This is a genomic window from Thermopolyspora sp. NPDC052614, from assembly GCF_040678635.1.
Classification (GTDB): Bacteria; Actinomycetota; Actinomycetes; order Streptosporangiales; family Streptosporangiaceae; genus Thermopolyspora.
The window spans coordinates 52,271-70,279 of record NZ_JBFATZ010000024.1; the positions used below are offsets into that span (position 1 = coordinate 52,271).

General features: G+C 71.2%; 16 protein-coding genes. 7 read left to right on the forward strand and 9 right to left on the reverse strand.

The window, feature by feature from the left end; genetic code table 11:
- Window positions 1-9: 9 nt before the first annotated feature.
- The 3 genes from AB0K60_RS33190 to AB0K60_RS33200 form a co-directional block, all read right to left on the reverse strand.
- Entirely contained in the window at window positions 10-705 is a 696-nt protein-coding gene (locus AB0K60_RS33190) for a pentapeptide repeat-containing protein (RefSeq protein ID WP_364064271.1), read from the reverse strand.
- Between the two features lie 104 nt (window positions 706-809).
- The gene (locus tag AB0K60_RS33195) at window positions 810-2,399 is read right to left on the reverse strand and encodes a glycoside hydrolase family 3 N-terminal domain-containing protein (protein ID WP_364064274.1); all 1,590 of its coding nucleotides are present in this window, start codon (window positions 2,397-2,399) and stop codon (window positions 810-812) included.
- 65 nt (window positions 2,400-2,464) lie between these two features.
- On the reverse strand, window positions 2,465-3,880 hold the full coding sequence (locus AB0K60_RS33200) for an alkaline phosphatase D family protein (protein WP_364064277.1): 1,416 nt from the start codon (window positions 3,878-3,880) through the stop codon (window positions 2,465-2,467).
- 173 nt (window positions 3,881-4,053) lie between these two features.
- On the opposite strand from AB0K60_RS33200, the gene AB0K60_RS33205 reads away from it, so the two are divergent.
- Together AB0K60_RS33205 and AB0K60_RS33210 are read left to right on the forward strand one after the other, a co-directional pair.
- Window positions 4,054-4,767, forward strand: coding sequence for a TetR/AcrR family transcriptional regulator (locus AB0K60_RS33205; protein ID WP_364064280.1), 714 nt, complete (start codon window positions 4,054-4,056; stop codon window positions 4,765-4,767).
- A complete protein-coding gene (locus AB0K60_RS33210) occupies window positions 4,764-5,447 on the forward strand; it encodes a DNA alkylation repair protein (RefSeq protein WP_364064283.1) in 684 nt (227 codons plus the stop codon). The genes AB0K60_RS33205 and AB0K60_RS33210 overlap by 4 nt, the downstream gene beginning before the upstream one ends.
- Before the next feature lie 18 nt (window positions 5,448-5,465).
- Here AB0K60_RS33210 and AB0K60_RS33215 read toward each other — a convergent pair whose 3' ends face one another.
- The 5 genes from AB0K60_RS33215 to AB0K60_RS33235 form a co-directional block, all read right to left on the reverse strand.
- On the reverse strand, window positions 5,466-6,359 hold the full coding sequence (locus tag AB0K60_RS33215; RefSeq protein WP_364064286.1) for a carbohydrate ABC transporter permease: 894 nt from the start codon (window positions 6,357-6,359) through the stop codon (window positions 5,466-5,468).
- 123 nt (window positions 6,360-6,482) lie between these two features.
- Window positions 6,483-7,388 carry a sugar ABC transporter permease gene (locus tag AB0K60_RS33220; RefSeq protein WP_364064289.1) on the reverse strand — a complete coding sequence of 302 codons (906 nt, stop codon included), beginning with the start codon at window positions 7,386-7,388 and terminating at the stop codon, window positions 6,483-6,485.
- Window positions 7,389-7,403: 15 nt separating this feature from the next.
- Entirely contained in the window at window positions 7,404-8,792 is a 1,389-nt protein-coding gene (ngcE, locus tag AB0K60_RS33225; RefSeq protein WP_364064292.1) for an N-acetylglucosamine/diacetylchitobiose ABC transporter substrate-binding protein, read from the reverse strand.
- Between the two features lie 94 nt (window positions 8,793-8,886).
- A complete protein-coding gene (locus AB0K60_RS33230) occupies window positions 8,887-9,645 on the reverse strand; it encodes an SIS domain-containing protein (RefSeq protein WP_364064295.1) in 759 nt (252 codons plus the stop codon).
- A gap of 5 nt (window positions 9,646-9,650) precedes the next feature.
- Window positions 9,651-10,523 carry a MurR/RpiR family transcriptional regulator gene (locus AB0K60_RS33235; protein WP_364064298.1) on the reverse strand — a complete coding sequence of 291 codons (873 nt, stop codon included), beginning with the start codon at window positions 10,521-10,523 and terminating at the stop codon, window positions 9,651-9,653.
- Between the two features lie 260 nt (window positions 10,524-10,783).
- On the opposite strand from AB0K60_RS33235, the gene AB0K60_RS33240 reads away from it, so the two are divergent.
- Window positions 10,784-11,500: a MerR family transcriptional regulator gene (locus AB0K60_RS33240; protein WP_364064301.1), complete on the forward strand. Its 717-nt coding sequence runs from the start codon at window positions 10,784-10,786 to the stop codon at window positions 11,498-11,500.
- Window positions 11,501-11,599: 99 nt separating this feature from the next.
- Here the strand turns inward: AB0K60_RS33240 and AB0K60_RS33245 are convergent, their stop codons facing one another.
- Window positions 11,600-12,274, reverse strand: a complete 675-nt coding sequence (locus tag AB0K60_RS33245) for a ThuA domain-containing protein (RefSeq protein ID WP_364064304.1) — start codon at window positions 12,272-12,274, stop codon at window positions 11,600-11,602.
- Window positions 12,275-12,835: 561 nt separating this feature from the next.
- Here AB0K60_RS33245 and AB0K60_RS33250 point away from each other — a divergent pair.
- The 4 genes from AB0K60_RS33250 to AB0K60_RS33265 all read left to right on the forward strand — a co-directional run bounded on the left by AB0K60_RS33250 (window position 12,836) and on the right by AB0K60_RS33265 (window position 17,884).
- On the forward strand, window positions 12,836-13,861 hold the full coding sequence (locus tag AB0K60_RS33250) for a hypothetical protein (protein ID WP_364064307.1): 1,026 nt from the start codon (window positions 12,836-12,838) through the stop codon (window positions 13,859-13,861).
- On the forward strand, window positions 13,858-14,259 hold the full coding sequence (locus AB0K60_RS33255; protein WP_364064310.1) for a roadblock/LC7 domain-containing protein: 402 nt from the start codon (window positions 13,858-13,860) through the stop codon (window positions 14,257-14,259). The genes AB0K60_RS33250 and AB0K60_RS33255 overlap by 4 nt, the downstream gene beginning before the upstream one ends.
- 159 nt (window positions 14,260-14,418) lie before the next feature.
- Window positions 14,419-14,865, forward strand: coding sequence for a hypothetical protein (locus tag AB0K60_RS33260; protein WP_364064313.1), 447 nt, complete (start codon window positions 14,419-14,421; stop codon window positions 14,863-14,865).
- 406 nt (window positions 14,866-15,271) lie between these two features.
- Window positions 15,272-17,884 carry a serine/threonine-protein kinase gene (locus AB0K60_RS33265; RefSeq protein ID WP_364064316.1) on the forward strand — a complete coding sequence of 871 codons (2,613 nt, stop codon included), beginning with the start codon at window positions 15,272-15,274 and terminating at the stop codon, window positions 17,882-17,884.
- Window positions 17,885-18,009: the final 125 nt, after the last annotated feature.

Below are 18,009 nucleotides of genomic sequence, written 5' to 3' on the forward strand. Positions count from 1 at the left end.
TACGAGGGATCAGCGGACGGTGAAGCCGCGGTCGGTGAGGATGGCCGCGGCTTGGGCCGGGCTGATGACGGCGCCGGTGAACCGGCGCAGGTCGGCGTCGTCGAGCGTGCCGAGGTCGGCCCCGCGCAGGTCGGCCTCGGTGAAGCGCGCGTTGACGCACCGGACGCGGATGAGGCGGCAGTCCTCGAAGACGGCGCGGGTGAAGTCGCAGCCGGACAGGTTCGCCTCGTCGAAGCGCACGCCGGTGAGCGTGGCGCCGCGGAAGCCGCAGCCGGTCAGGTCGGCGAGCATGAGGTTGGCGCCCTCCAGTCGGTAGCCGGTGCCCCGGCAGCCCGCGAGGACCGCGCCGATCAGGCGGCAGCCGGTGAAGACGGCGTCGGTGAGCAGCGCGTTGCCGAACTTGGCCCCCGACAGGTCCACGTCGGTGAAGACGGCGTCGATCAACTCGGCGTCCTCGAAGCGCAGGCCGGTGCCGCCGCCCCCGGTGAAGTGCGCGCCGTCCAGATCCGCCCCGCGGAAATCGGCGCGGTCCAGCGCGCATGACTCGAAGACCGACTCGGCCAGCCCGGCGCCCCGGAAGTCCGCGCCGTTCAGCACGCACCTGCGGAACGCGTACGGCCCGGGGCCGAGCCGGGCGCCGACGTCGGTGTCGGACAGATCCTCGTCCTGGATCTCCCGCGGACCTCGCGGGGCGACCATCTCCATGCCGCCGATTCAACCAGCCTCCACCGACAACCCGGCGCGGCTTTGACAAGCCGCAATCGGCTGACAAGCGGCAATCGGCCGGGCGGGGGCCGGTTAGTGGCCGGTCAGGGGCTGGTGACGCCGGCGAGGACCTCGGCGGCGGCCTGGCCGCAGACGCGGGCCGAGCCGTGCGTGGCGATGTGCGCCGCGCCCAGGTCGGTACGGCCCGGCAGCCCCATCTCGACCACGATCCCGTCGGGGCGGGCGGCCAGCAGGTGGTCGATGGCCTCGGTCAGCCAGCGGTGCCGGTTGGCGTACCTGACGACGATCACCAGCGGGCGGCCGGCGGCGGCGGCGAGCGCCGCGTCGAGGTCGGCGGCGTCCGGGGGCGGGCCGTCGCCCGACTCGGGAAGGCGCGTCACCGTGGTGCCGGGCATCAGCTCGGTGAGCGGGCCGCCGACGCCCCAGGGGGTGTGGCGGTCCACGGCGAGCGACAGCAGCGGCGACATCTCGATCACGTGCGGCGCGGCGCGCAACGGCAGGACCGCGCTGCGCCGCTGGGTGACGCGCAGGGCGCGCCGCGCGGCGTACAGGCCGAGCGGCACGTCGCCCGAGATCCCCGAGCCCCACGCGGCGCCGGAGGACGACTCCCACGACAGGCCCCCGGACGCCTCGCCGGAGCCCGCGGGACCCGACGGCGAGCCGGCCGTCGCGGCGGAGGCGGTGCGTGCGGCGAGCCCGCGCATGCGCTCGGCCGCCTCGGCGAGGCGGTCCTCCGGGATGAGCCCCTCGACGACGGCGTCGGCGATCGCCTCGCGGAGCTCCTCGACGATCTCCTCGCCGCAGTTCTCGCCCCCGACGCAGATGCCGTCCGCGCCCGCGGCGATGGCGTGCGTCGCCGCGCCGGCGAGGCCGTACCGTTCGGCGACGGCCGCCATCTCGATCCCGTCGGTGATCACCGGCCCGTCGAAGCCCAGCTCCCGCCGGAGCAGGTCGCCCAGGATCCGCGGGCTGAGCGTGGCCGGGCGCTCGTCGTCGTAGGCCGTCACGACCAGGTGCCCGGTCATGATCGCGGCGACGCCCTCCTCGATGGCCGCGCGGAACGGCAGGAGCTCCACCTGGGCGAGCGCCTCACGGCTGCCGGTGACCACCGGCACGCCGTGGTGGGAGTCCACCGCCGTGTCCCCGTGGCCGGGGAAGTGCTTGGCGCACGCGGCGACCCCGGCGGCCTGCAGGCCCCGGATCCACGCCGCGGTGTGCCGGGCCACCAGGCGCGGGTCGTCGCCGAACGAGCGCAGGCCGATGACGGGATTGTCCGGGTTGGAGTTGACGTCGGCGGCGGGCGCGAAGGTGATCGTCACCCCCACGCCCGCGAGCGCCTGCCCGAGGTCGCGGGCGAGCTCCTCGGTCAGCTTGACGTCGTCGACGACGCCGAGGGCGTAGTTGCCCGGCCGGGTGCTGCCCGTGGCCGCCTCCAGGCGGGTGACCTCGCCGGACTCCTCGTCGATGCCGACGATCACGTCGGGGCGCTCGGCGCGCAGGTCCGCGGTGAGGCGGGCGACCTGGTCGGCGTCGCCGATGTTGCGCGAGAACAGGACGACGCCGACCAGGCCGTCCGCCAGCCTGCGGCGCACCCAGTCGGGCGCCCGCCTGCCCGCGAATCCGGGCAGGATGACGCCGTCGGCGAGACGGAGCAGGGCAGGGTCGCGGCTCATGCCGTGTACTCCTTGAGCATGCCGCCAATCTAATAGGAAACTTTCCTATCTTCTAGTCCCCGCGCTCAGACATCCGCCCTTTTGAGACGCCCCTCCTCCACGGTGAACCGCGCCACCGTGCGTACGGGCGCGTCCTTGCGGTCCACGAAGTCCACGATACGGAACTCGGCGGTGAAGCTTTCACGGCTCGCCTCGCACACCACGTAGCCCCGGTGCCCGTCGAAGAACTTGATATGCGGGTTCAGCCGCATCACGGCGTCGGCGTCCACGGCGGCGGGCATGCTCGTCACCGAGCTGGACACCAGCTCCACGCCGAGCGACGGCGCGTCCGGCTTGTCGAAGTCGGCGAGCACCTCGGCCGCCCAGTGGTTGTGCACGTCGCCGCTGATCACGATCAGGTTCGGCGTCCCCGCCTCGCGCGCCGCGTCGAGGATGCGCCCCCGCTGCGCCGGGAAGGCGTCCCAGGCGTCGGAGCTGAGGGTCGGCGGCGAGCCGGGGAACCGGCGACGGGAGAAGAACAGCGGCTCGGCCAGCACCCGCCACCGCGCCTGCGAGTCGCGCAGGCGGTCGATCAGCCACCGCTCCTGGTCGGCCCCGAGCATCGAGTCGTCCGTGCGGTACTGCCGCGAGTCGAGCAGGTGGAAGTCGGCCACCGTGCCGTACGGACGCCAGCGGTACATCTGCAGCCCGTCACCCGACGGCCGCACCCGCAGCGGCAGATGCTCGTAGTAGGCCCGATAGGCCGCGGTACGGCGACGCAGGAACGCGGCCTGGTTCGACCCGTCCCCCGGCAGCTTCCCGCGGTAGTTGTCCTTGACCTCGTGGTCGTCCCAGATCGTCACCCAGGGCGCGGCGGCGTGCGCGGCCCGCAGGTCGGGGTCCATCTTGATCCGCGCGAACCGGTTGCGATAGGCCTGCAGGGTCTTGGCCTCGGCCTCGGGCGGCTCCAGTTTGCGCACGTAGCGCCCGAGGGCGGGGCGGGCGGGCCTGCCGTACTCGTAGATGTAGTCGCCCAGGTGCACGATGAGGTCGGGCCGCTCGGCCGCGAGGTGCCGCAGGGCGGTGTAGTAGCCGTGCTCGTAGCGCTGGCAGGAGGTGAACGCGAAGCGCACCGGCGTCTCGGCGTCCCGCGCCGGGGCGGTCTTGGTGCGGCCCACCGGGCTGGCGGTGTTCTCGAACGGCTCTGCGACGCCGAACCGGTAGAAGTACTCCGTGCCGGGCCGCAGTCCCGTGACCCTGACGTGCACGCTGTGCGCCCAGTCCTGGGTGGCGCGGGTGCGGCCCTCGGCGACGATGCGGGTGAACGCCTCGTCCTCGGCGACCTGCCAGCGTACGAGCACGCTCTCGTCCGGCATGCCGCCGGGCCGGTCGGGGGTCCTGCTCAGCGGATCCGGCGCCAGCCGGGTCCAGATGATCATCCCGTCCGGCAGCGGCTCGCCGGAGGCGACGCCCAGCGTGAATGGATAGCCCAACTTCGCCATGCCACTGATCCTGCACAACACGCAGCGCCGGTGTGGCCTACTTCACGTAGCTCACTGGAGAATCGACTTACGGTGAATTGCGAAGATTCAGCCGTTTCCCCGCGCAGGTTGGTGAACAGGCGATTGCCCGCAGGCGCATAACGCGGGCTCACAATGGGGCTCATAATGGGGACGTGAAAACGCGAAGAAACTCCGGCGGCACCGCCGTGTCCGGGGACGGATCGTCCGCCCGGAGCGGGCGGCGCCAGGGATCGGCGCGGCGGCCGGCGGGCGGCACGGGTTCCGCCTCCGATCGGCGCGACCATCTCGTGAAGCTCGCCGCGGAGATCTTCGCCAGGAAGGGGTTCCAGGCCACCACCGTCCGGGAGATCGCCAAGGAGGCGGGCATCCTCTCCGGGAGCCTCTACCACCACTTCGACTCCAAGGAGACGATCGTCGACGAGGTGCTGTCGACGTTCCTTGAGGATCTCATCGGGCGCTACCGGGCGATCCTGGCCAAGGGCGGCGACCCCCGGCAGGTGCTCACCGCGATGGTGCACACCGCCTTCGGCACGCTGGAGCCGCACCGCGCCGCGATCACGGTGATGCAGAACGACTGGAGCTACCTGCGCTCCCTGCCCGGCGACCGCTTCGACTACCTGGTCGCGGCCGAGGACGAGGTCGAGCGCATGTGGGTGGACCAGATCAAGCGGGGCCAGGCGGAGGGCTTCTTCCGCGCCGACGTGGATCCCAAGGTCACCTACCGGATGATCCGCGACACGATCTGGGTGTCGGTGCGCTGGTTCCGGCCCGACGGCCGGCTCGACCCCGACGCCATCGCCGACCAGTACATCACGATCCTGTTCGACGGCCTGGCCACCGGCGAACGCACCAGCCAGCAGGGATGACTCCGCTCCACAAGGCCGTACGGCTGGCGCTGACCGAGGTCGCCGACCCCGCCAAGGCCCCGGCCATGCAGGCCTACATGAAGTCGGCCATGCCGTTTCTCGGCGTACAGGCAGCCCCGCGCCGGGCCGCGCTGCGCGCGGTGTTCGCCGAGCACCGCATCGAGTCCGCCCCCGAGTGGCGGCGGGCGGTGCTGGCGCTGTGGCGCGAGGCCGAGTACCGCGAGGAGCGGTACGCCGCGATCGAGCTGTCCGGCTTCCGCTACTACCGGCGCTGGCAGACCCTCTACACGCTGCCGATGTACGAGGAGATGATCGTCACCGGGGCGTGGTGGGACCTCGTGGACGACATCGCGATCCACCGCATCGGCCCGCTGCTGCGCGAGTACCCCGAGACGATGCGCCCGCTGATGCTGGAGTGGGCCCGCGACGCCGACCTGTGGAAGCGCCGCACCGCGATCCTGTGCCAGAACAGGTTCCGCCGCGACACCGACACCGGCCTGCTGTACGCGTGCATCGAGCCGAACCTGTCCGACATCGACTTCTTCGCCCGCAAGGCGATCGGCTGGGCGCTGCGCGAGTACGCCAAGGTGAACCCGCGCGAGGTGATCCGGTACGTCGAGGCCAAGGGCATCACGGGCCTGAGCCGCCGCGAGGCGCTGAAGAACCTGCCCGTCGCTTAGGGCTCACTTCGCTGGGGCTTACTTCAACGCCCCGGCGGTGAGACCCGCCTGGATCTGGCGCTGGAACACCGTGTAGATGATCAGCATCGGCAGGATCGCCATGCTCAGCGCGGCGAACAGCGCCGACCAGTCGGCGTCGTACCCGGCCGAGGTGGAGATGCTCGCGATGCCCTGGGTGAGCACCCACTTGTCCCGCGCCTCGCCGGACAGCAGCACCAGCGGCAACTGGTACTGGTTCCACTGCCCGAGCACGTTGAAGATCGTCACACTGACGATGCCGGGCCGCGCCATCGGCAGCATGATCTGGAAGAACACCCGGGTGTGCGAGGCGCCGTCCACGAACGCCGCCTCGGCCACCGCGGTCGGCAGCGTGCGGAAGAACGCGGCCAGGAAGAACACGGTGAACGGCAGCGAGTAGGCGATGTAGACGAGGATGAGCCCGCCGTGGGTGTTCAGCCCGATGAAGGGGCCGATGATCGGGATGTTCCCGATGTTCCGCACGACGAAGAACAGCGGCGTCAGCGCCAGGTACACCGGGAACGCCAGCCCGGAGACGAACAGCAGGTAGATCGGCCGATTGCCGCGGAAGCGGTACCGGGACAGCACGTACGCCGCCATCGACCCCAGCAGCATCGTGCCGAACGTGCTGAACGCGACGACCACGACGCTGTTGAGGAAGTACTGCCCCACGTGCGCCTGCTCCCAGGCCCGCGCCCAGTTGTCGAACCTCGGCACGGCCGGAAGCGTCCACGCGCCCCCGAAGATCTCGTCCTCGCTCTTGACCGAGGCGAGGAACGTCCACGCCAGCGGCACCACGACGAGGATCGTCCACACCGCGAGCGCCGCGTGGGACAGGTACGACAGCGGCCCGAGGCGCACCCGCCGCTCCCGCCGTACGGCCGCGCGGGACACCCGCGGCTCCTGCGGCGCCCCGCGTACCCCCCGGCGTGCGCCCCTGAGTGCGGCCTTGCGTGCGGCCCGATCCACGACCGGACGCGCGGCCCGGACCCTATCTGTGATCACGTTGGGCACCCCTCAGAACTCGATCCGCTCACGCCGCGACAGCCGCATGGCCAGCGCCGCGAAGCCGATCGTGAAGAAGAACAACACCACGCCCATCGCCGAGGCGTAGCCGAACTTGAAGTAGTCGAACGCGTTGCGGTAGATCTCCGCCGCGATCACGGTCGTGGACGAGTCGGGCCCGCCCTGCTCGGCCGTCATCACCCACACCACGGCGAACACGTCGAGCGCGGCGATGCCGAGATAGATCCAGCCGACCTGCACGGTGTCCCACAGCAGCGGCAGCGTCACCCGGAAGAACATCGGGATCCGCCCCGCGCCGTCGATCTGCGCGGCCTCGTACAGCTCCTGCGGGATCGAGGCCATGCCGGCCGAGAACAGCACCACGTAGAACCCGACCGCCTGCCAGATCAGCACCCCCAGCACCGACCACAGCGCGATGTCGGGATTGGACAGGAACCCGATCGGCTCCAGCCCGAGCGCGGTGAGCGGCCCGTTGATCATGCCGCCCCGGTCCGGCCGGAACACCTGCTGGAACAGCACGGCGATGATCGCGACCGCGAGCACCTGCGGGAAGAAGAACACCACCCGGTAGAAGCCGGACCCCCGCACGCCCCCCACGCCCCGCCCGCCGCCTCCGGCGTTGAGCAGGTAGGCGAAAAACAGCGCGATGGCGATCGTGCCGAGCGGCAGCAGCACCAGCAGCAGCAGGTTGTGCGTCACCGCCCGCCAGAAGATCGTGTCGTCGAGCAGCCGCCGGAAGTTCTCAAGCCCGACGAACCGCGGGTTCGCGTTCACCCCCCGCCAGTTCGTCATCGCGATGTAGAACGCCTGCGCGTAGGGGGAGATCACGTAGACGAGATAGAGCAGCACCGGGAGCACCAGGAACCCGATGACGAAGCGTGTCCTGCCGTGAGTCATGGTTGCCCCTCCGGCTCAGCGCTTGAACTTCTTGACCGAGGAATCGTCTCTGAGCTGGTCGGACTTGCGCTGGATCCGGTCGGCCCAGGCCGCCGGGCTCAGCCGCCCGTTCATCAGCTGGCCGGTGGCCGCGGCCACCTCGTCGTGGAGCTCGGCGTACCACTGCCGGAACCGGAAGTAGACGGTGTTGGTCCCGGCCGCCTTCAGCGCCGCCGACGCGCTGGCCAGGCCGGGCGAGAGGCGGCGCCCCTCCCCCGCGCCCTTGACCACGGTGAGCGTGCTGACCAGCTCGGTGAACTGCCCGGCGCCCTGCGCGGACAGCATCGCCCGCATGTACTCCATGCCGGCCAGCGGGTTCGCCGACCGGGCCGAGACGAAGAACTCCTCGCCCGGCCGGGCGTGCAGCGTGCCGTACGGCAGGGCGTCGGAGCGGGAGAACGACGGCAGCGGGAACATCGCGTAGCCGAAGTCGTCCGGGGTGGAGTCCTTCTGCTCGTTCTCCAGCCAGGAGCCGTTCGGCAGCATCGCCACCTGGTACTTGTTCTGCGCGGTCTGCGTCTGGATGTGGTCGAGCCCGGCGGTGCCCTGCATCAGGTACTTCGCGCCGACCTCGGCGAAGGCGGTGGCCGCCTGGGTGACCGGCTCGGCCTTCCACGCGCCCTCGACGAGGTTGTCGATGTTCCGCAGCACGTCCACGCCGCCGATCTTGGCGGCGAGGGTGAGGATGGTCTCGTAGATGTAGAACGGGTGCTTGCCGGCGTAGGTGAACGGCGCGGCCTTGCCCGACTTCTTGATCGTCGCGCAGAGGGCGAGGAAGTCGTCCCAGGTCTTGGGCACCTCCCAGCCGTTGTCCTTGAACAGCTTGGTGGAGTACCAGATGCCCCAGACCGTGTTCGCGTACGGCAGCACTCGGAACGTTCCATCGTAGCTGCCGAACTCGATCGCGGTGGGCAGCAGCGTGTCGCGGACCTTGACGTTCGGGTCGTCCCAGCTCGGCGCGTCGAGCAGCGGGGTGAGGTCGGCGACCTGGCCGTCCTGGATGAGGGCGCCGAAGTCCATCGCGTTGTCGCCGGAGTTGTTGACGAACTCCGGCGGGTCCCCGCCGGCGAAGCGCGGCTGGAGCGTCTTGGCGATCTCCTTGGTCGCGGTGTGCTTGATGCGCACCTTCGGGTGCCTGGTGCGGAACAGCGGCTCGTGGATGTCGCGCGCGTACGCGTCGCCGAAGCCGCCGTCGAAGATCACGACCTCGAACGGCATGCTCTCGGGGACGCCGAGCGGGTTGGCCGCGCTCACGGTCCCGGTGGCGACCGCACGCGAGGCGCCGTCCGCGCCGCCGCCGGTCGGGGTCGCGCAGGCCGCGGCGAACGGCAGCAGCACGCCCGCCGTGACGGCGGCTCTCAGCATTTCGCGCCTGCTGAGAGGGTTTGTGGGGGGCTTTGCTGGCATGAGTCCTCCAATGGATGCCGGTCCGCTCGCGCGCACCGCGGATGTCGGGTGGTCAGGCTCCGCGGCGGATGCGGCCCTCGTAGCGGGCCTCAAGTGCCCGGTTGTGCTCGTCGCCCCCGACGACGTTGACCGAGCGGTACAGCGGCGGGGTCTCCCCCGCCTCCAGCAGCGTGCGCACCACCTCCGCGACGACCATCTGCGCCAGCAGCGCCGAGGTGATCGTGGACACCGCGCCGGTGGCCGCGCCGCCCGGAACGTCCAGGACCGCGTCCCCGTACGGCGCGCCGTTGTCGAGCACCACGTCCGCCAGGTCGAGCAGTTTGCGGCCCGACGGGTGGCGGGACGGCATGGCCCGGCTGTGCCGCACCGAGGTGATCGCGATCACCGGGTGGCCGCGGTCCTTGACGAGGGTGGCCATCTCCACGATCGAGCCGTTCACGCCGGAGCTGGAGATGAGCACGAAGGCGTCCTTCGGGCTCACCGGGGCCAGGTCGTAGATGCGCTGGGCGATGGCGGGGTCGCGTTCGAGCTCCTTGGTGAGGATCTCGGGCGGGGCGCCGCCGTACAGGACCAGGTCGCGCAGGGCGAGCCGGTTGGTCGGGATGAGCCCGCCGGCGCGGCCGGCGATCTCCATCGCGATCGCCTCGGAGTGACCGGAGCCGAAGGCCTGGACGACCCCGTCCGCGCGCAGCGCGGCCACGATGATCTCGGCGGCGCGCCGTACCGGGTCGGCCTGGCTCTGCGAGACCTCGCGGACCAGGTGCTCCACGTGCCGGACGTACGCGGTGGCGCCGATGTCGCCGATGTCCACGTCGTTCAGTTCCTTTCGACTCGGTGGCTGTCCAGGGCCTTGATCGTGCGATCGAAGGCGTCGGTGGCCCGCTCGTAGGTGCGCTGGGCGACCGCCACGTACACCGCGTCCAGCACGAAGAGCTGGGAGTGCACGGCGGCCAGCCCGGCGGGGCGGAAGGCGGTCTCCCGGCTCGCCGTGGTGAGCACCAGCTCGGCGAGCTCGGCGAGCGGGGAGCGGGCGAAGGAGGTGACCGCGACGGTGGTCGCCCCGCGCCCGGCGGCCTCGGCCATCGTCTCCAGGACCTCACGGGTGCGGCCCTGGTGGGAGACGCCGAGCGCGACGTCGCCCTCGCCGAGCAGCGCCGCGTCGGCGAGCGCCTGGTGCGGGTCGCGGTAGCTCCAGCACGGCACCCGGATGCGGCGCAGCCGACCGCTGAGCATGCCGGCCACCTCGCCGCTGGTGGACATGCCGAACAACAGCACCCGCCCGGCCGCCACGATCGCGTCGGCGACCTTGGCGATCACGCCGAGGTCGAGCTGGGCCGCGGTCTCCTGGATGAGCCGGGCGTCGGCCGCGGCCATCGTCTGCACGACCGCGTCGAGCGGGTCGCCGGGCCCGATCGCCTGGCCGAGCACGCCGACGCCCCAGCCGGCCTGCGCGGCCCGCCCGTTCTCGGTGGCGAGCACGACCCGCAGCTCAGAGTACCCGGCGAAGCCGAAGGCGCGGCAAAACCGGGTGACGGTCGCCGCCGAGGTGCCGCTGCGCTCGGCGAGCGTGACGATCGTGGACCTCGCGGCCTCGGCCGGGTCGGCCAGGATCAGCTCGCCGACCCGCCGCAGCGCGTTGGGCAGATGCGGCAGCTCGGTCTCGATGCGTCCCAGCGCGCCACCGGTCACAGGCAATCCTTCCAGGTCAGTACGGTTGACATGAAAATAATTCTCATGACTGATGGAGTCAAGTTCAGGTTAGCGGGAGGAAAACGCAGGTCAGACCACTTGCGCCGGGTTGCCGTGCGGTGCGGTCCGAACCTTCTGCCTCGTACGGCGGGCAGGCGGGAGCGGAGACCTCACCGGCCGATCCACGAGCCCGCGCGGCGCACTCCGTCCACAGGGCACCGGCCGGGGGGACCGGCGTTGGATACCAGTACTATCTGACTATGCGGATTTCCGAGCTGAGCGCGGCGTCCGGGGTGCCCATCCCCACGATCAAGTACTACCTGCGCGAGGGCCTGCTCCCGCAGGGCGAAACGACCGCCGCCACCCGCGCCCAGTACGGCGAGCGCCACCTGCACCGCCTGCGCCTGATCCGCGCGCTCCTCGAGGTCGGACGCCTCCCGCTCGCCTCGATCCGCCAGGTGATCGCCGCGGTGGAGGACGAGAGCCTGCCGGTGCACGAGATGCTCGGCACCGCACACTACGCGCTGGGCCCCAAACCGGGCCATAAACCGGGCCCCAAGCCAGGCCCCAAGACCGAGCCCCTAGGCGACGCCGAGGACGACCCGGCCGCGCGGGAGCGGTGGCGAGAGGCCCACGCCGAGGTGGACCGCCTGCTCGCCGCCCTCGAACTGCGCGTGAGCGCGGACGCCCCCACCCGCGACGAACTCGCCCACAACCTGATCGCGATGCGCCGCCTCGGCCTGCCCGGCACCGCCGAGGCCCTCATGCCGTACGCCGAGGCCGCGCTGCGGCTCGTCCGGGATTACGAGATGGGTACCATCCCCTTCGACGGCCCGCGGGACCAGGCCGTCGAGAGCATCGTGCTCGGCACCGTCATGTACGGCAGGGCCTTCGACGTACTGCGCCGCATCGCCCACGAGTCGGAGTCGGCCCGGCTGCTCAAGAGCCGCCCTCCGTCCGACGTCTCCGACGGCTGACCCTCCCCCGCACGGCCTCACCGCACGGCCTCCCCGCACGACCTCACCGTCGGCGCACCGGTGCCCTCGCACGACCCGGACGCCGCGAGCCGCCCGCCGTCAGTCGCCGAGCACCACCGGGCGTTTCAGCAGCCACAGGGCCGCCCGCTGCAGCAGGCGGCGGTGGACCGGGCTGTCAAAGGAGCGCACGTCGTGGCCGAGGGCGTCGTACACGACACGGCCGCGCCGTACCGTGCGCGCCCACAGCAGCGGCTGACCGTGGGCGGAGGCGAGCGGGCGGACGTCGGGGAGCACGTCGAGGTCGGAGTAGACCTCGTCCACGACGTCGAAGTCCCGTAGCCCGTCGACGATGGGGTGGCCGCCGAGCACGCGCACCTCGGTCCAGCCGAGCGGGGGATGGTGGGACTTGCCCGGGTTCCAGCAGGCCCCGACCACCCGGGGCCATCCCCGCCAGTCGTCGAAGCACAGCGTCGCGGCGTGCACCGCGAGCAGGCCGTATCCGCGGTCGAGGTGGTCGAGCAGGGCCGTGCGCGCCTCGGCCGACAGCTCGAAGCGCCAGCGCGCCGCCTGATCGCCGTAGCGTCCGTCCGTCATCCGGCAGCGCAGCGCGTTGACCGTGATGAGCTGCACCTCGGGGCGGTCCTCCAGCGCGCCGGCGATGTCCTCGGTGATCTCCGAGTCGACCCCGACCTCCGTCAGCACCTCGGCCAGCGCCTCCGAGGTCGCCGCGAAGTCATGAAACGCACCGCCCGACAGGATGAGGTTGCGAGCCATCCGATCCCTCCACGCGCGTACGGAATCCTGCCTCCACCTCACCACACCCTTCGCCGCGAAGCCATACGCCCCCGGCCCGCGCATTCACCGCCCGCGGCGGCGTCACAACGGGGACTCACGACGGGCGGCGCGCCGACGAGGGGAAAGGCCGCGCCCGACCGCCTCAGATACGCGTTCCGGCCACCGTGCACATTTCATGGAAGATATTCGCGAATGTGCCATACGCCCCTTTCGCCGACCGATTTGAGCAGGTCATCCGTACGGCGCGGGATCCTCATTGAGCGAACGCGGACCACAGGGTCGCCCGCGACCACCGGAGCCGAATAATATTCACAATATCGCCTCATGTCGCACATGCAGAAATGCAAGTAACCAGCTTGACCGAGGCACACCGTCAAGGGCAGGATATTCCCCGCGCAACATCGGCAAATCGCGCAAATGTATGCTCACTGCAATCAACGCCACCATGCCCAAAGTGGGCAGATATCGACATTCCCCGTAATTTGACGATTTTAGATGTTTCCGGCCTGTTCACCCGGTCTCTCACGCCTGGAGGATCCCATGTCGGCGGCCCTTTCCGCTGCTCCCCCTCCGCCGCCCCCGGACAGCGAACCGGCCGCCACCGTCAAGCTCGCCCAGGCGCTGACCCCCGCGTCGGAGCAGCGGCTGACGGGCCTGCTGCGGGTGACCGGCAGCCCCGGCGGCGTCATCGCCCTCGCCCGGGGCGTCGTCACCGCCGTCACCTCGCCCGGTGCCCCCGACGCCGCGGCCCTGCTGCTGCGCTCCGGCCGGATCACCGAGACCGACTGGTCCGACGCGGTCAAGGCCGGCGCGGCCGACGAGCGCATCGGAGCCGAACTCGTCGCCCGGACGCTCGTCGGCGCCACGGAGTTGCGGGCGATCTGCCAGATGGCGGCGCTCGACGGAGCCTTCGCGATCGCGGCGGGACGCGTCGACGAGTGCGTCCTGGAGCGGGACACGGCCGCGTCCTGGCTGTCGGTGCCGCTGGACATCGAACCCGACTGGCTGCTGGGCGAGACCGAACGACGCCTCGCCGCCCTGCGCGTGTCCCGCCGTACCCCGATCTCCCCGTTCCTCGACCGCCTGGTCCCGACCCCCCGGGCGGCGGAGCGGCCCCAGGCGCCGCCCAGCGACCTGCGGCGCGAGATCCTGCGCCATCTCAACGGCCGGCGCAGTTGCCGGGACGTCGCCTTCCTGCTCGGCCGCGGCCTCTACGCCGTCACCGTGGAGATCTCGGCGATGCTGGCCGAAGGGGTGGCCGCCGTCCACCCGCCGGACGGCGATCCGAGCCACCGGCCCCGCTCCCCCGGCGACCGCCCGTGGCCGGAGCCGCCCCCGGGCGCGGAGCCCGATCGGCTGCCCCGCCGCGCACCCGGGGCCAGCGGCTTCCGGGGCGATTCCCCGTTGAGACCGCTCACCCACCGTCCCCGGCTCCGGCTGCGCGCGCACTCCGACCAGGACGCGCCGCCGGGCGGGGGCGCGGGCGCGCGAGAGCCCGTCGACGACGTGACCCGGTCCGGCGAACGCGGCCAGGAGACACGCGACCAGGAGACAGGAGAGCCGTGAGTACGAACGATGAGGAGCTGGCCGACGAGATCCGCCGGCTCCGCGACCGGGTGGTCGGCGTCACCGACGTCGCCGTGGCCACCACCGACGGGATACTGATCACCGCGGACGCCGACGCCGACCTGGTGAATCCGGACACGCTGGCGGCGCTGTCGGCCGCCACCCTCGGGCTCGCCCGCCGCGCCGGCGACGTGCTGGGCAGGGGCGGGCTGCAGCAGACGGTGGCGCAGTTCAACCACGGCTACGTGGTCGTGCAGGCGGTCGGCGAGCTGGCGCTGATGGCCGTGCTGGGGGACGCGGGCATGGACGTACGGCACCTGCACCGGGAATCACAGGCGGTCACCGAGCGAATCAACCACCTGCTCACCGCGCCGCAGGAACCGGCCAAGCGGGCCTGAACCGACCTGCCCGCCCTGACACCGAGGGGCACCGAATCGCCGGGAAAGGCCCGGCCCGGCCCGAAGCGGCCGATCGACACCCATGAGTACCACCGAACACGACGTCCGCGCCGGGGCCGAACCGTACCCGTACGCGGCACAACGAACGCTAGGAGCGCGATGAGCACGTCCAGAACCTCGGGCGCCCAGGAGTCCCCGAGCATGACCGACCGGGTGAACAGCGTGGTCAAGTACCTGCGCTCGGAGGTCCCCGAGTGCCTCGCCGCCGGGGTGATCGACATGGCCACCGGCATGCTGCTGTCGGTGGAGACCGTCGACACGCACCCGCCGGAGGTGCTCGACCTGCTCGCGGCGACCACCTTGGAGATGTTCCAGGGCCGCAACGTCATGATGATCGAGGACATCTTCAAGGAGCGCCGCGGCGTCGTCACCGACCGGCACTACTTTCAGGAGATCCTCGTCAACAGCGAGAACCTCGCCCACCTGTTCCTGCGCTCCGGGAGCAACGACGACATCGTCGTGGCGGTGGTGTGCCGCAAGTCGGTGAACGTCGGCATGCTGTTCGCCCAGGCCAGACGCGTGCTGCGGGAGCACGGACGGCTGTGAGCCGCCGGCGGCGCGGCCGACGCCCGAGGTCGTGGTCTCCCCCGGCAGGCCACGACCGCCCCTCTTTCGGACGAACCGTTATTACGGGCCGAAAATGGCCTTTATAGGCATGTCATGGCCCTTGCAGGGATCGGCAATGAGAAGGCGGGGGCCCGGGACCACAAACCGGATCTTCATTTCCACCCGGCGGACCGGATGCGCGACGCCATTCGCACATGCGCCCCGGGACATCCGCCGGACCTCGGCGACCTGGGAATACGTTCGGCCGATAGCGGCCGGCAGGAACCGCGGGCCGGACGACAACCGCCGACGTACCTGAAACGTCATATGAAGAACAGAAATTACCGTGACAAGTAACGTTTCGGGATGAGACCTTCTAGTGGGGTGGGGTCTAGAAGGGCACGCGATGGGCAGCTGGGTGGTACCCGGTTATCGGGAAGAGCGCGTCCTCGGCACGGGGGGTGCCGGCCGCGTCGTTCTGGCGACATACACCGCTACCGGGGCGTTTGTCGCCATTAAGTACCTGCAGGACGAGCTGCGGAGGGATCCGGAGTTCCTGGCGGGGTTCCGGGCCGAGGCCCGGGTCATGGTGGAGCTGGACGATCCCAACATCGTGCGGCTTTACGAGTACGTCGAGACGATGGCGGGGGCCGCCATCGTCATGGAGCTCGTCGACGGCGTCTCGCTGCGCAGGCTGCTCGCCGAGCACGGGGCGACCAGCCCCGAGGCCGCGCTCGTCGTGCTCAAGGGGTCGCTGCTCGGCATGTCGACGGCGCACGCCTCGGGCATCGTGCACCGGGACTACAAGCCGGAGAACGTGCTGGTTCAGGCCGACGGCGCGACCAAGCTGAGCGACTTCGGCATCGCGGCCCGCCATGGCCAGGTGGGGGTGCACTCCGGCACGCCCTCGTACATGGCCCCCGAGCAGTGGGAGGGCAGCCGCGCCACTCCGGCGACCGACGTGTACGCGGCCACCTGCGTGTTCTTCGAGTGCCTCACCGGGCATCGGCCGTACCGGGCGGAGAACGGGCTGGCGCTCATGCACCAGCACAAGAACGCCCCGATTCCGCTGCTGGAGGTGCCGTCCTCGGTGCGAGGGCTGGTCGCCCGGGGCATGGCCAAGAACCCGGCGGACCGGCCGATGACCGCGCGGGCCTTCCTCGCCGAGCTGGAGACGGCCGCGATCGAGGCGTACGGGCCGGAGTGGGAGCAGCGCGGGCGGCGGCACCTCGCCGAGATGGCCACGTTGCTGGCGCTGCTGTTCCCGCTCGCCGATCCGCCGCCGCAGGTGTCCACCTCGCTGGCGCAGACCCGGCTCGGGAATCCCGGCGTGGTCCGCAACGGCCTGAGGCGGCTGCAGGAGGTCGCGCCCCGGTACGCGATCGGGGCGGGCGCGGTCTCGGCCGCGATCGTCGTCGCGGTGCTCATCACCATGTCGCGGCCGAACATCACCCTGGGCAACGACGGCCCGCTGCGGCCGGAGCGTACTCCCGCGCAGGTGTTCGCCCAGCCGCCCGGCGGTGGCGGCGGGAGCGAAGAGTCTCCGGCTCCGCCGCGTACGGCGGACCCCGCTGCGGAAAGCCCTTCCCCGGACAGAGCGGAGAGCCTGCCGACGCTCTCGCCTGCCGGGAACGAGGTCGGATCCGGATCAGGAGCGACGAATTCCGCGCGACCTCCGTCCCCCGAGCCGCGCCCGACCGACAAGGGGACCGACCCCGATCCGACGCCGAGCGAGACCTCCACCGGCCCATCGCCGACGCCTACCCCGACTCCCACGCCCACGCCCACGCCCACGCCGACACCTACCCCAACCCCGACACCCACGCCGACTCCCACGCCCACCCCGACACCCACACCCACTCCGACCCCGACTCCCACCCCGACGGTGGTCACGGTTGACGCGCTGAGAATCGTCAACTTCGACGGGAACAACGCGACCGTGTACGCGGGCACGAACGTGACCGCTCCGGTCAAGTTGACCGTGCGGTACGCGCAGGGCCGCGTGGGCGGTGATCTGTCCCCGGTGGGACGGCCGCAGACCTTCACGCTCTCCGGCAGGACCGTCTACACCGTCACCACGACGGCCGACCTGGGCGAGCCGGACTGCGGCACCAGCGTGGTCCGCCGGGTGACGGTCGACACGACCCCGGCGGCGTCCGGCGGCCCGCGCAGCCAAACGATCACGGTGCGGGGACCCGCGTGTCCGGCGCCGCAGGTGGAGAGGCTGTCGATCGGTTCGTGGAACGGCCGGCAGGCGGTCGTCAACGTCAACACCAGCGGCCCCGGCGCGGTCAGGCTGAACATCGGCTTCACCCTGCGCCAGGGCGAGGGCGAGGCCAAGGTCGTTGACACCGCCGCACGCGCCCTTTCTGGCGAAACCTCGTACCGCTCGGTGGTGACCGGCGACTTCCCGAAGATCCCGTGCGGAGAGACGGCCGTGCTCGGGGTCTCCGCGGCCACCGTGCCCGCCGCCCCCGGCGGCACCGTCACCCGCACGACCCGGGTGTCCGGGCCGAAGTGCGCGCCGCCGCGCGTGCGGATCCTGTCGTGGAACGGCACCACCGCGCGGGTGGCGGTCACGACGAGCACCACCGAACCGGTGACCGTCACGGCGACCTTCAAACAGCGGGTGGTCGTCAACGGCGACCCGATCACGCGTACGGACGCCCGCACGGTCGTGGTCAAGGGCAAGACCTCCTATGTGCTGTCGCTGAGCAAGAGGTTCGCCCCGCCCAAGTGCGGCGGTGACGCCCGAAGCGTGGTGGTCTCCACCTCGCCCACCGCCGGGAACGGAAGCCCGGGCCGGACCGTGAACCTCGACCGCCCGGCCTGCGACACCGGCGGCGACAAGCCGCAGGACAAGCCGGCCGACAAGCCCGGTGACAAGCCGAGCGACAAACCCAGCGACGAGCCGAGTGACAAACCCACGCAGAACCCTGACGACGGTTCCGCGGGCGAGTCGGACGTCGAACAGTCGGACGGCGAACAGAACGACGATCCGCCGCCGGTCATCAACTGACATCGACCCTTCACTGATGTCGCGGTCGTCCACGAGTCGCTCGTAGTCGATCCCCTGCAACCCGCTGGGCACCATGCCCACGGCGTTGTGCGGTGACCGCCTGTTCCGGCGGCCGTTGAGATCGC